This window comes from Curtobacterium sp. 'Ferrero' (assembly GCF_002412165.1).
In the GTDB taxonomy this organism is placed as follows: Bacteria; Actinomycetota; Actinomycetes; order Actinomycetales; family Microbacteriaceae; genus Curtobacterium.
This window is the reverse complement of sequence record NZ_NXIA01000015.1, coordinates 58,145-71,732: the sequence shown is the minus strand read 5'-3', so window position 1 is coordinate 71,732 and position 13,588 is coordinate 58,145. Positions and strand designations below refer to the sequence as shown.

General features: G+C 70.0%; 11 protein-coding genes. 9 read left to right on the top strand and 2 right to left on the bottom strand.

Annotation, left to right across the window (positions count from 1 at the left end):
* The first annotated feature begins 4 nt into the window (after window positions 1–4).
* The 3 genes from hisD to Csp2054_RS13260 are packed head-to-tail and all read left to right on the top strand — an operon-like array spanning window position 5 to window position 2,877.
* The gene (hisD, locus tag Csp2054_RS13270) at window positions 5–1,312 is read left to right on the top strand and encodes a histidinol dehydrogenase (protein ID WP_096899847.1); all 1,308 of its coding nucleotides are present in this window, start codon (window positions 5–7) and stop codon (window positions 1,310–1,312) included.
* Between the two features lie 12 nt (window positions 1,313–1,324).
* The gene (gene nrdR / locus Csp2054_RS13265; protein ID WP_096899846.1) at window positions 1,325–1,804 is read left to right on the top strand and encodes a transcriptional regulator NrdR; all 480 of its coding nucleotides are present in this window, start codon (window positions 1,325–1,327) and stop codon (window positions 1,802–1,804) included.
* Window positions 1,801–2,877: a quinone-dependent dihydroorotate dehydrogenase gene (locus Csp2054_RS13260; protein WP_096899844.1), complete on the top strand. Its 1,077-nt coding sequence runs from the start codon at window positions 1,801–1,803 to the stop codon at window positions 2,875–2,877. The genes nrdR and Csp2054_RS13260 overlap by 4 nt, the downstream gene beginning before the upstream one ends.
* Window positions 2,878–3,682: 805 nt before the next feature.
* Here the strand turns inward: Csp2054_RS13260 and Csp2054_RS13255 are convergent.
* Complete coding sequence (locus Csp2054_RS13255; RefSeq protein ID WP_096899843.1) at window positions 3,683–4,258, bottom strand: DUF3043 domain-containing protein; 576 nt, start codon at window positions 4,256–4,258, stop codon at window positions 3,683–3,685.
* 53 nt (window positions 4,259–4,311) lie between these two features.
* Here Csp2054_RS13255 and Csp2054_RS13250 point away from each other — a divergent pair, with 53 nt between their 5' ends.
* From Csp2054_RS13250 to Csp2054_RS13225, 6 genes are all read left to right on the top strand, one after another.
* The gene (locus Csp2054_RS13250; RefSeq protein ID WP_096899841.1) at window positions 4,312–5,778 is read left to right on the top strand and encodes a dipeptidase; all 1,467 of its coding nucleotides are present in this window, start codon (window positions 4,312–4,314) and stop codon (window positions 5,776–5,778) included.
* A 152-nt stretch (window positions 5,779–5,930) separates the two neighbouring features.
* Window positions 5,931–6,311, top strand: a complete 381-nt coding sequence (locus Csp2054_RS13245; protein WP_096899839.1) for a HesB/IscA family protein — start codon at window positions 5,931–5,933, stop codon at window positions 6,309–6,311.
* A 233-nt stretch (window positions 6,312–6,544) separates the two neighbouring features.
* On the top strand, window positions 6,545–7,444 hold the full coding sequence (gene coxB, locus Csp2054_RS13240) for a cytochrome c oxidase subunit II (protein ID WP_176491702.1): 900 nt from the start codon (window positions 6,545–6,547) through the stop codon (window positions 7,442–7,444).
* Window positions 7,445–7,456: 12 nt separating this feature from the next.
* Window positions 7,457–9,196 carry a cytochrome c oxidase subunit I gene (gene ctaD, locus Csp2054_RS13235; protein WP_255252744.1) on the top strand — a complete coding sequence of 580 codons (1,740 nt, stop codon included), beginning with the start codon at window positions 7,457–7,459 and terminating at the stop codon, window positions 9,194–9,196.
* A gap of 4 nt (window positions 9,197–9,200) precedes the next feature.
* Window positions 9,201–9,617, top strand: coding sequence for a cytochrome c oxidase subunit 4 (locus tag Csp2054_RS13230; RefSeq protein WP_096899835.1), 417 nt, complete (start codon window positions 9,201–9,203; stop codon window positions 9,615–9,617).
* A gap of 168 nt (window positions 9,618–9,785) precedes the next feature.
* Window positions 9,786–11,159, top strand: a complete 1,374-nt coding sequence (locus Csp2054_RS13225; protein ID WP_096899833.1) for a glucose-6-phosphate dehydrogenase — start codon at window positions 9,786–9,788, stop codon at window positions 11,157–11,159.
* A 494-nt stretch (window positions 11,160–11,653) separates the two neighbouring features.
* On the opposite strand, the gene Csp2054_RS13220 is transcribed toward Csp2054_RS13225, so the two are convergent.
* Complete coding sequence (locus tag Csp2054_RS13220; RefSeq protein WP_096899831.1) at window positions 11,654–13,531, bottom strand: glycoside hydrolase family 15 protein; 1,878 nt, start codon at window positions 13,529–13,531, stop codon at window positions 11,654–11,656.
* Window positions 13,532–13,588 lie beyond the last annotated feature (57 nt).

Below are 13,588 nucleotides of genomic sequence, written 5' to 3'. Positions count from 1 at the left end.
CCTGATGATGCAGCGAATCGACCTCCGCGGCGGCCTGCCGGGCCGCGCCGAACTCCTCCGCCTCATGCCCCGCGCCGTCGGCGACGTCTCGCACGCCGTCGACGCCGCACGCGAGCTCGTCGAGGCGGTCCGGCAGCACGGCGAGACCGCGCTGCGCGACCAGGCGGAACGGTTCGACGGGGGAGCGCCCGAACACGTCCGGGTCCCCGCTGCCGAGATCGCCGCGGCCGTCGCCGGTCTCACGTCCGAACTCCGCACCGCCCTCGACGAGGCGATCCGCCGCGTCCGTGCCGCCAGCGCCGCCCAGGTGCCGACCGGGTCCGTCACCACGCTCGCCGACGGGGCCGAGGTGCACCAGCGCTGGCAGCCGATGCGCCGGGTCGGCCTCTACGTCCCCGGTGGCAAGGCCGTCTACCCGTCCAGCGTCGTCATGAACGTCGTGCCCGCCCAGGTCGCCGGCGTGCGCTCGATCGCCCTCGTGTCGCCCCCGCAGCGGCACCACGGCGGACACGTCCACCCGACGATCCTCGCTGCCGCCGGACTCCTCGGCATCGACGAGGTCTACGCCATGGGCGGAGCCGGAGCCGTCGGCGCGCTCGCGTACGGCGTCGACACCATCGGCCTCGAGCCCGTCGACCTCATCACCGGCCCCGGCAACAACTTCGTCGCCGCCGCCAAGCGCATCGTCCGCGGCACCGTCGGCATCGACTCCGAGGCCGGCGCCACCGAGATCCTCGTGATCGCCGACGACACCGCCGACCCCGGGTACGTCGCCGCCGACCTCGTCAGCCAGGCCGAGCACGACGAACAGGCCGGCAGCGTCCTCGTGACCACGTCCGAGCAGTTCGCCGATGCCGTGCAGGCGGCCATCCCGGAACGCGTGGGAGCCCTCGGGACCGCCACGCGCCTCCAAACCGCACTCGACGGACCGCAGTCCGCCGTCGTCCTCGTCGACTCGCTCGCCGACGCGGCCACCGTGAGCAACGCCTACGGGCCGGAGCACCTCGAGGTGCAGACCGCCGACGACGACGCCGTCCTCGCCGACATCGACGCGGCCGGTGCCGTGTTCGTCGGGCCGAGCACGCCCGTCAGCCTCGGCGACTACCTCGCCGGGTCCAACCACGTGCTGCCGACCGGCGGCCAGGCGCGCTTCGGCTCCGGGCTGTCCGCCTCCACGTTCCTCCGCCCGCAGCAGGTGATCCGGTACACGCCCGACGCGCTCGCCGAGGTCGCTCCGCACATCGTCGCGCTCGCGACCGAGGAGCAGCTCCCGGGCCACGCGGCCGCCGTCACGGAACGCACGAACCGGTAGCCTGGGCGGGACATGTTCTGCCCCTTCTGCCGCCACCCGGACTCCCGCGTCGTCGACTCCCGCACCAGTGACGACGGCACCTCGATCCGCCGCCGTCGCCAGTGCCCGAACTGCGGGCGGCGCTTCTCGACCACCGAGACCGCGTCGCTCAACGTCGTGAAGCGCAACGGGGTCACCGAGCCGTTCAGCCGCGACAAGATCGTGTCCGGCGTGCGGAAGGCCTGCCAGGGACGACCGGTGACCGACGGCGACCTCGCGATCCTGGCGCAGCGCGTCGAGGAGACGGTCCGGTCCTCGGGGTCGAGCCAGATCGACGCGAACGACATCGGGCTCGCCATCCTCGCGCCGCTCCGGGAGCTCGACGAGGTCGCCTACCTGCGCTTCGCGAGCGTCTACCAGGCGTTCGACTCGCTCGAGGACTTCGAGGACGCCATCGGACAGCTGCGCCTCGACCACCACGCCGCGTCCCGCGCAGAGGCTGCGGACGCGTGAGCGTCGGAATCGAGCGGGCCATCCGCGGCGGGTACGAGGTCGTCTTCCGGTCCGTGTTCGCGAACATGGACCCGGAACGGGCCCACCACCTCGCGTTCGACGTGATCCGCGTGCTCCCGCACGTGCCGTTCATCGGGCGGCTCGTCGAGCGGTCCTCCCGCCCGTCGGCGGCGGACGGCGTCACGACCATGGGGATCCACTTCCCGTCACGGTTCGGGCTCGCCGCCGGGTTCGACAAGGACGCCAAGGGCATCCGCGGGCTCGGGGTCCTCGGGTTCGGGCACGTGGAGGTCGGCACGATCACCGCGAAGCCGCAGCCGGGCAACGACAAGCCCCGGCTCTTCCGGCTCATCCCGGACCGCGCGCTCATCAACCGGATGGGATTCAACAACCACGGCGCACCCGCGGCGGCCCGTCGACTCGAACGGGCACGACGCCACCCCGGGCGCCCGGTCATCGGCGTCAACATCGGCAAGAGCCGTGTCGTCGACGTGGCCGACGCCATCGACGACTACCTGGAGTCCACCCGGCTCCTCGCGCCCTTCGCCGACTACCTCGCCGTCAACGTCAGCTCACCGAACACCCCCGGGCTGCGGGGCCTGCAGGAGCTCGACCAGCTCCGTCCGCTGCTCACCGCCGTACGCGACGCCGCCGGACGGACGCCGGTGCTCGTGAAGATCGCACCGGACCTGACCGACGAGCAGATCGACGCGATCGCCGGACTCGCGGTGGAGCTCGGGCTCGCCGGGGTCATCGCGAACAACACCACGATCGACCGCTCCGGGCTCCGGACCCCGGCTGCCGAGGTCGAGGCCATGGGCGCCGGGGGGCTCTCCGGCGCACCGCTCGGCACCCGGTCCCTCGAGGTGCTGCGCCGCGTCCGTGCTGCCGTGCCCGACGACTTCTGCGTCATCGCGGTCGGGGGCGTCACGACGGAGCAGGACGTGCAGGACCGCATCGAGGCGGGGGCGACACTCGTGCAGGGCTACACGGCGTTCCTCTACGAGGGGCCGAGCTGGGCGGCGCGCATCAACCAGCTGCGGCGGCGGCGTCTGCGGCGCGCGGCGCGCTGACGCGCGTGCTGCTGCCGTCGGCCGCGTCGGCGTCGGCGCCCGAGGTTCCGAAATTCTGGAACCTCGCGCGGCGGGACGCCCGTCCGTGGAACCTGGACGACGTGCGCGCGGCGAGTCGTGGAACCTCGGTGACCACGTTCCGGACTGGAGGCACGTGGCCAGCCCGCAACGCGCCTCCCGTCCGTCGCGTGGTCGCGTCCGCGCCGCGGGTCGGGCCGGCCGCGCGGGCCACGTCGGTCGGGGGGACCTGCCGTCGGTGAGTTGCGCTGGTCGCGTGGTCGGGCGATGGTCGTGGGGTCGTCCTGGTCACCTTGGTCGCGTGGTCGGGCGATGGTTGTGGGGTCGTCCTGGTCGCGTGGTCGGGCGATGGTCGTGGGGTCGTCCTGGTCGCGTTGGTCACACGGTCGGGCGATGGTCGTGGGGTCGTCCTGGTCACGTTGGTCGCACGACCTGCCGTCGGTGGTTCGTGTTGGTCGCGGGAAGTGTCGTCGTACGGGAACGTGAGCGGCATGTCGTGCGACCCACGGGGCCGACCGCGCGGCCGCACGACATGGCACGTCGCCGGAGAACGACCTTCGGCCGGGCCGGGCTGGTCGCACGACCTGCCGTCGGTGGTTCGTGTTGGTCGCGGGAAGTGTCGTCGTACGGGAACGTGAGCGGCATGTCGTGCGACCAACGGGGCCGACCGCACGACCATCGCCCTCGCCTCCGCCGACCGCGCGACGACACCGCACGACACCCACCCCGCACGCACGAGCGCCGCCCGACCGAGGTCGAGCGGCGCTCCGAGCGGGAGGACCCGCGGTCAGACGGTGGGGTACTGCCCCCGGCGCACCTGCGGCTTCGGCAGACGGAGGAACCGCAGCTGCCACGCCCGCGTCAGGATGTAGAGGAACGTGCCGCGCTGCATCGTGCCGAACTTGGCGGTGAGCTTCTTGCGGAGCGAGAGCCACAGCACGACACAGTCGAGCACGAACAGGGCGACGAACGCCCACACGAGCAGCAGCGCGTACGAGGCCAGCACGGTCTGGGCCGCAGCGAACCCGACGATGAGGAACAGCACGAGCACGGGCATCATGACCTCGCCCACGTTCCAGCGTGCGTCGATCCAGTCACGCACGAACTTCCGCTGCTCGCCGCGGTCCTTGGCGGGGAGGTAGCGCTCCTCGCCGTTCGCCATGCCGACCCGGGCCCGTTCGCGCTCGCTGTTGAGCCGAGCCCGCGCGGCCTTCTTGTCGGCGGGGGAGTTGCCCACCAGTGGACGGCGGTTCGCGGCCTCACGCTCGCGGCGGGACGGCGTCGGGCGCCCCTTGCCCTGCTCGAGGAGCTCGTCCTCGGTCGGGTTGACGGTCGTGTTGCTCTTGGGGGCTGCCTTCGCCACGGTGCGTTCCTGACTGCGGTCTGCGTGCTGGATCGTCCTCTAGATTACGGGACATGACCGACACCGACCAGCACGCGCCCGCCACCGACCCCGCACTTCTCGACGCCCTCCGCGAACACGTGCAGGGAGCGATGCCGGCGACGGTCGCCGACCTCTCGGCGCTGGTCCGGCTGCCCTCGGTGTCGTGGTCGGCCTTCGATCCGACGCACGTCCGGGCGAGCGCCGAGGCGGTCGCGGACCTGGCCCGGAGCACCGGCGTGTTCGCCGACGACGCGGTGCGGATCGTCCGCTCGGCCGTCGATGGGGACACCCCCCAGGACGCCGACACCCCCCAGGGTGTCGACGGCGAACCGGGCGTCGAACTCGGTCAGCCCGCGGTGCTCGCGGTCCGCCCGGCGCGGAACGGCAAGCCGACCGTGATGCTCTACGCCCACCACGACGTCCAGCCGCAGGGCGACGACGCCCTGTGGGAGACCCCGCCCTTCGAGCCGACCCTGCGCGGTGACCGGCTGTACGGGCGCGGTGCCTCGGACGACAAGGCCGGCGTGATGACGCACATCGCCTCGCTCCGGGCTCTGCACGCGCAGTTCGGCGACGACCTCGACCTCGGCGTCGTGCTGTTCGTCGAGGGCGAGGAGGAGTTCGGCTCCCGGTCGTTCCGCACGTTCCTCCGCGAGCAGAAGGAGCACCTCGCGGCGGACGTGATCGTCGTGGCGGACAGCGACAACTGGTCGGTCGACGTGCCCTCCATCACGGTGTCGCTCCGCGGCAACGTCACGTTCAAGCTCACCCTCACCACGCTCGAGCACGCCAGCCACAGCGGCATGTTCGGGGGAGCGGCGCCCGACGCGATGATCCCGATGGTGCGGCTGCTCTCCTCGCTGCACGACGACCAGGGGTCGGTCGCGGTGGAGGGGCTGACCGCGTACGACGCACCCGTGCCCGAGCGGAGCGACGACGAGCTCGCCGCCGACGCCGCCCTGCTGCCCGGCGTCCGCCCGGTCGGCACCGGCCCGGTCCTCAGCCGGATGTGGTTCCAGCCGTCGATCACCGTCACCGGCATGGACGTCCCGAGCGTCGCGAACGCGTCGAACACGCTCATCCCGACCGTGAGCGCGCGCGTCTCGGTCCGCGTCGCTCCCGGCCAGTCCGCGACGGAGGCCCGCGACGCCGTCGAACGCCACCTCCGCGCGCACGTGCCGTTCGGCGCCCACCTCGAGCTCAGCGAACCCGACGCCGGCGACGGGTTCCTCGTCGACACCGCCGGCTGGGCCGTGCAGGAGGCCCGCACCGCCATGCGCGAGGGCTGGGGCGCCGACGCCGTCGAGCAGGGCATCGGCGGGTCGATCCCGTTCGTGTCCGACCTCGCCGCCGAGTTCCCGGACGCACAGATCCTGGTCACGGGCGTCGAGGACCCCGACACCCGCGCCCACAGCCCGAACGAGTCGCAGCACCTCGGCGTGCTGCACCGCGCGATCGCGTCGGAGACCATCCTGCTGGCGCGTCTCGCGACGCGCTGACGCGCACCCGACGGACTGGAGGTCCGTGGCGGCGCCGCCACGGGCCTCCCGTCCGTCCACAGGCAGTCCGCACCTGCTGCGCGCGTCGGTGGCGCGTGCTTACAATCGACACGAGGCGCGGTGAACCGCACCGCCCCGGAGGGAGACGCGCGATGAGCGACACCATCACCGAAGCGCAGAGCGCTGCTGCGACCGACACGGCGACGCACGGCGTGCAGCTGAGCGACGCGGCCGCGGCGAAGGTGGCGAGCCTGCTCGAGCAGGAGGGCCGCGACGACCTCCGCCTGCGTCTCGCCGTGCAGCCGGGTGGCTGCTCGGGACTGATCTACCAGCTGTACTTCGACGAGCGGCTGCTCGACGGCGACACCACGGCCGAGTTCGTGCCCGGTGTCGAGGTCGTCGTCGACAAGATGAGCGTGCCGTACCTCGACGGCGCGACCATCGACTTCGAGGACACGATCCAGAAGCAGGGCTTCACGATCGACAACCCGAACGCGCAGGGCAGTTGCGCCTGCGGCGACAGCTTCCACTGAGCTGCACCGACGACACGCGAGCGGGGAGTGACCGGACAGGTCGCTCCCCGCTCGCGTTTGTCGTGGTCAGACCGCTCGTCGGACCAGCGGGACCCGGCCACGCGCGTGCCGGAGTGCGCGAGCTGTCCCCGGCTGCGAGTAAGCTAGGAGTGTTCCACCCAATCTGGGAGCGAGCCATGAGCGGCCTTCGGGTCGTGGCGTGCTCCGGGTTCACGTCATTCCGAGAGGTAATAGTGCGTTCGAATCGCCGTATACGTTGGGCGGCCATCCCGGTGGCCGTCGGTCTGGTCATCGCACTGGCTGGCTGCTCGCAGCAGCAGCTCAACGGATGGCTCCCCGGCACGGAGCAGACGAAGGACGTCACGAACCACACGAGCCGCGTCGTCGGCCTGTGGACCACGAGCTGGGTCGTCCTGCTCGCGGTCGGTGTCATCGTCTGGGCGCTGATCATCTGGACGGCGATCGTCTACCGCCGCCGCAAGGGCCAGACCGGCCTCCCGGTGCAGATGCGCTACAACATGCCGATCGAGATCTTCTACACGATCGTGCCGCTGATCCTCGTCCTCGGCTTCTTCGCCTTCACCGCGAAGGACCAGTCGGCGATCGAGCAGCCGTTCGCCAAGGCGGACGCGACGATCCACGTCTACGGCAAGCGCTGGGCGTGGGACTTCAACTACATCAACGAGTCGGACAAGTCGAAGAGCGTCTACTACCAGGGCATCCAGGCCCAGGAGGAAGAGAACGCGAACGGCGCGATCGACGAGTCGCAGCTCCCGACGCTGTACCTGCCCCAGGGCAAGAAGGTGCACATCGAGCTCTCCTCGCGCGACGTCAACCACTCGTTCTGGATCATCGACTTCCTCTACAAGAAGGACATGATCCCCGGCAAGCAGAACGACGAGTACTTCATCCCCGAGAAGCTCGGCACCTACCAGGGCAAGTGCGCAGAGCTCTGCGGCGAGTACCACTCCCTGATGCTCTTCCAGGTGAAGGTGGTCACGCCCGAGAAGTACCAGGCCTACCTCGACTCCCTCACGGAGCAGGGCAAGGTCGGTCTCCTCGGTGACGAGTACAACACCAACACGAACGAACCGAACAACAAGGCGCCCGTGACGGCGTCCGGAAACGAGTAGGGGCTCCGTCAGATGACCACGTCACTCGTCGGCCAGCCGGCGGCAGGCACCACGACCCTGGACTTCCAGGCGTCGAAGGTGGGCCGCAAGGGCAACATCATCGTCCGGTGGATCACCTCCACCGACCACAAGACGATCGGGTACATGTACCTGATCACGTCGTTCATCTTCTTCCTGCTCGCGGGTGTGATGGCGCTCGTCATCCGTGCCCAGCTCTTCGAGCCCGGCCTGCACGTGGTCGCGACGAAGGAGCAGTACAACCAGCTCTTCACGATGCACGGCACGATCATGCTGCTGCTGTTCGCGACGCCGCTGTTCTCGGGCTTCGCGAACGCGGTCATGCCGCTGCAGATCGGTGCACCGGACGTCGCGTTCCCGCGACTCAACGGCTTCGCCTTCTGGCTCTACGTCTTCGGCGCGCTCATCGCCGTCGGCGGCTTCCTCACCCCGCAGGGTGCGGCCTCGTTCGGCTGGTTCGCGTACGCGCCACTCAGTGACACGACGTTCACACCAGGTCTCGGTGGGACGTTGTGGGTCTTCGGCCTCGGCATGACGGGCTTCTCGACCATCCTCGGCGCCGTGAACTTCATCACGACGATCATCACCATGCGCGCCCCGGGCATGACGATGTTCCGCATGTCGATCTTCACGTGGAACACCCTCGTGACGTCGCTGCTCGTCCTGATGGCCTTCCCGGTCCTCGCCGCCGCGCTCTTCGGCCTCGGCCTCGACCGTGTGTTCAACGCCCAGGTGTTCAACCCGGCCAACGGCGGTACCCTGCTCTGGCAGCACCTCTTCTGGTTCTTCGGCCACCCCGAGGTGTACATCATCGCGCTGCCGTTCTTCGGCATCGTCACCGAGGTGTTCCCGGTGTTCAGCCGCAAGCCCGTCTTCGGCTACAAGACCCTCGTCTACGCGACCATCTCGATCGCGGCCCTGTCGGTCACCGTGTGGGCGCACCACATGTACGTCACCGGTGGCGTCCTGCTCCCGTGGTTCTCGCTCATGACGATGCTCATCGCGGTCCCGACCGGCGTGAAGATCTTCAACTGGGTCGGCACGATGTGGCGCGGCTCGGTGACCTTCGAGACGCCGCTCCTCTGGGCGGTCGGCTTCCTCATCACCTTCACGTTCGGTGGTCTCACCGGTGTGATCCTCGCGTCGCCGCCGCTCGACTTCCACGTGTCCGACTCGTACTTCGTCGTCGCGCACTTCCACTACGTGGTGTTCGGCACCGTCGTCTTCGCGATGTTCTCCGGCTTCTACTTCTGGTGGCCGAAGTGGACCGGCAAGATGCTCAACGAGCGCCTCGGCAAGATCCACTTCTGGCTGCTGTTCATCGGCTTCCACACGACGTTCCTCATCCAGCACTGGCTGGGCGTCATCGGCATGCCGCGTCGGTACGCGACCTACCTGCCGAACGACGGCTTCACCTGGATGAACCAGCTGTCGACGATCGGCTCGATGATCCTCGCGATCTCGTTCCTGCCGTTCATCTTCAACATCTACGTCACCGCCCGGAACGCGCCGAAGGTCGCCGTGAACGACCCGTGGGGCTACGGCCGCTCGCTCGAGTGGGCGACCAGCTGCCCGCCGCCGCGGCACAACTTCACGTCGATCCCGCGGATCCGTTCGGAGTCCCCGGCGTTCGACCTGAACCACCCCGAGGCCGGCATCCCGGTCGGTGTCGGTCCGGCCAAGGACGCCCCCGACGCCGCAACCTACGACGCCGCGAAGGGCGAGGTGAAGTAACGCCATGCGCGCCAACAAGAACCTGTTCTGGATCCTGTTCGTCTTCTTCGTCCTCGCGGATGCCGCCTACACGATCTGGGCGCTCATCAGCGACGGCAAGGTGGAGTGGGTCGGCACGGTCGCGATCGGCCTCACCGGGATCATGTCCGCGTTCATCGCGTTCTACCTCGGCAAGGTCATGTCGTCGCAGGGCGGCGTGCTGCCCGAGGACCGGGCGGACGCGAACATCGAGGACGGCGACGCCGAACTCGGGCACTTCAGCCCGTGGTCGTGGTGGCCGATCTTCCTCGCCGGTTCGACGGGCCTGATCTTCCTCGGCGTCGCAGCCGGGCTGTGGATCGTCCCGATCGGCCTCGCGCTCGTCGCGGTGTCGCTCGTGGGCTGGGTCTACGAGTACTACCGCGGCAACTTCGGACACTGAGTCCGTCGCGACCCCCACCTGACAGACTTCGGGCGGCACCACTTCCGGTGCCGCCCGAAGTGCGTCACCACCCGAATGCGTCCTGGTTCCACGAACCGGGAATCACCCGGACCGCCCGCGGCTTGACCCGAAGCGGACCACACACCACAGCGAAAGGAGTCACCTCAGGTGACCGACAAGCGCACCCTCATCATCTTCGGCGCGACGGGCGACCTCGCCTCCCGCCTGCTGCTGCCGGGCCTCGGCACGTTCCTGCAGAGCGGTCGAGCGGTTCCCGTCCAGCTGATCGGGACGGGTCGCAGCGCCCGCAGCGAGGAGCAGTGGAAGGACGTCGTGACGAAGTCCTTCGCCTCGCAGGACGTCAAGGGCTCCGAGGTCGACGCGACCCTCGAGTCGACGCAGTTCATCCAGGGCGACCCCACCGACCCGAAGCACCTCGAGGCGCTGTTCGCCGCGGCCGAGGGTGAGCCGGTGCTCTACTTCGCGCTGCCGCCGCAGATCGCGTCCGACATCTGCGAGGCGCTCCAGCAGGTCGAGCTGCCCGAGGGCACCACCCTCGCGTTCGAGAAGCCGTTCGGCACCGACGTCGCGAGCGCCGAGGCCCTCAACGAGACCGTCCTGAAGCTCGTCCCCGAGGAGCGCGTGCACCGCACCGACCACTTCCTCGGGCGGACCACGGTCCTCAACATCATCGGCCTGCGCTTCGCCAACCGGCTGTTCGAGCCGATCTGGAACGCGGAGAACATCGAGAAGGTCGACATCTTCTACGACGAGACCCTCGGGCTCGAGAACCGGGCGCAGTACTACGACGACGCCGGCGCGCTCGTCGACATGATCCAGTCGCACCTGCTGCAGATCCTCGGTCTCGTCACGATGGACGCCCCGGCGGCGATCGACGCCGTCGAGTTCCGTTCGTCGCTCGCCCGCGTCCTGCGTTCGACGCGTCTCAAGGGTGACGACCCGAAGATCGCGTCTCGCCGTGCCGTCTACACCGAGGGCACGATCGACGGCAAGGAGCTGCCGTCGTACCAGGACGAGGACGGCGTCGACAAGACGCGCGGCACCGAGACCCTGGCAGAGATCGAGGTCGAGGTCGACACCGCCCGCTGGGCCGGCGTCCCGTTCACGCTCCGCTCCGGCAAGGCGCTCGGCGCCAGCCGCAAGGAGGTCCTCATCACCTTCAAGCCGGTCACCCGCCTGCCCTCCGGGCTCACCGGTCGTCCGAAGACCGACACGCTCCGCATCGTCCTCAACCCGGACGAGATCGAGCTGTCGGTGTCGGCGAACGGCGGCGGCAACCCGTTCGAGATGGGACAGATCACGCTGTCCTCGTCGTTCTCGGACGGCGAGCTCACCCCCTACGGCGAGGTCCTCAACGGCATCTTCCACGACGACCCGCTGCTCTCGATCCGCGGTGACGTCGCGGAGCGGTGCTGGGAGATCGTCGAGCCGGTCGTCGACGCGTGGAAGGCGAACGCGGTCCCGCTCGAGGAGTACCGCGCCGGATCGCGCGGTCCCGCGGACTGGAAGTCGTCGTCCTGACGGACGCGAGGCAGTGACGCGCTCGCGCGCGTGACGTGACGGACGGGAGGCGCGGTGCCAGCTGGCACCGCGCCTCCCGTCCGTCTGTACGCCGAGCTGGTGCGCTGGCGTGTCCGGAGTGGCGGCGGGCGTTCGAACCCATCGCGCCTGCCCTGGGATGGCGTTTCGCTCGTCGGTGACCGGAATGAACGACCTCCTACGAGCGGAACGGCCAGCTACGAGCGAACCGGCCTCCGACGAGCGGAACGGCCAGCTACGAGCGAACCGGCCTCCGACGAGCGGAGTCGCCGTCCTTGAGCGCAACGGTCGTCCTTGAGCGGATCGGCTGCCTACGCGCGGTTGTGCCCATCGCGCTCGTCCTGGGAAGCCGTTTCGCTCGTTGGTGACCGGAAGGAACGACCTCCTACGAGCGGAACGACCTCCTACGAGCGAATCGGCCACCTACGAGCGGAACGGCTACCTAGGCCACCACCACCACCACGGCCGCGCCGCACTCAGGACGACGAACCCGCGCGGCTGCCCTCGCCCGTCCGCGACCGCGTCCCGCCGCTGTGCTCGGCCATCCGGGTGCGGTGCCCGGCGGCGTCGTCTCCACGGGCTCTGGCGATCGCGTCGGCGGCAGAGACGAGCGTCAGGTGCGAGAGGACCTGCGGGGTGTTGCCGATGTGGTGGCCGGTCGCGACGTCGATCTCCTCCGAGAGCATCCCGACGTCGTTCGAGTAGCTGACCAGCACGTCCATCAGGCGTTCGGCGTCCTCCACCCGGCCGGAGGCGGCGTACTGCTCGACCAGCCAGAACGAGCAGGCGAGGAACGGGTGTTCGCTGCCGGAGAGCCCGTCGAACCCGGACGTGGTGCGGTAGCGCAGCAGCAGGCCGTCGTCGCCCGTGCGGAGGTCATGTTCGATGGCGGCGACGGTGCCGGTCATCTTCGGGTCGTCGGCCTTGACGTAGCCGATCTGCGGCAGGACGAGCAGGCTCGCGTCGACCTCGTCGGTGTCGTAGTGCTGCCGGTAGCTGCCACGCTCGGCGTTCCAGCCGTGCTCCTCGATCTCGGCCCGCACCTGGTCGCGGAGGTCCCGCCAGCGGTCGACGGGACCGGTGAGCCCGAACTCTTCGCACGCCGCGACACCGCGGTCGAACGCCGCCCAGATCATCGCGCGGGAGTGCGTGAAGTGCCGACGGGGACCGCGCATCTCCCAGATCCCGTTGTCGGGCTCCTGCCAGTGGTCCTCGACGTAGCGGAGCAGGGCGCGCTGGAGGGCCCACGAGTCCGCGTTCTCCTCGACGCCGAGCTCGCGCGCGTCGTGCAGGGCCGCGAGGACCTCGCCGAACACGTCGCCCTGGTACTGCGTGTACGCGCCGTTGCCGACCCGGACCGGGGTGGAACCGGCGTACCCGGGGAAGTCCTCGAGGGTGCGCTCGGGCAGCTCGCGTTCCCCGGCGATCCCGTACATGATCTGCACGTCGGCCGGGTCGCCCGCGATCGCGCGGAGCAGCCAGCCCCGCCAGCGCATCGCTTCGTCGCGGTAGCCGTGTGCGATGAGCGAGGCGAGCGCGAGGGACGCGTCGCGCAACCAGACGTAGCGGTAGTCCCAGTTGCGTTCGCCGCCCGGGTCCTCCGGGAGGCTCGTGGTCGCGGCCGCCACGACGCCGCCGGTCTCGCCGTGGGTCATGGCACGCAGGAACATGAGGGAGCGACGCGTCGCGTCCACGTACCGCCCGGTGGTCCGCACCGGACGCATCCAGTCCTCCCACCATGCGGTGGTGCGGTGGAGGGCCTCGGTGACGTCCATCGGCCCCGGCGGCTCGCGGTGCGACGGGTACCAGGTGAGGACGGTGTCGAGGACGTCGCCGTCCCGGATCGTCGTGGTCGCCCGGTGCTCGTGGTCACGGGACCGGAAGCGCGGCCCGCGGACGATCACGGAGCCGGGTCCGGCGGTCGCCACCAGGGCTGGCTCGTCGTCGCCACCGACCTGCCGCACCCACGGCAGGGCGCGGGCGTAGTCGAAACGGATGCGCATCGTCTGCTCGACCTCGACGTGCCCGCGGAGCCCACGGACCCGCCGGATGATCGTCGCGCTGTGCGACCCGATCGGCATGGCGTCGGTGACCTCGACGACACCGGTCGCGGTCGTCCAGACCGTCGAGAGCACGAGGGAGTCGCCGACGTACCGCCTGGTCGAGGCCGCGTCGGCGTCGGTCGGGCGGAGCGTCCACTGCCCGTGGTCCGGCGTGCCCAGCAGCGACGCGAACGTCGACGGGCTGTCGAAGCGGGGCAGGCACGCCCAGTCGATCGTGCCGTCACGGGTGACGAGTGCCGCTGTGCCGGTGTCGCCGATGAGGGCGTGGTCCTCGATGTGCGCGGTGTCCATGCCCCGATCGAACCACCCGGCGCCGGGTGGTCCCCGGACCCTGGTGCCGCGCTGAAC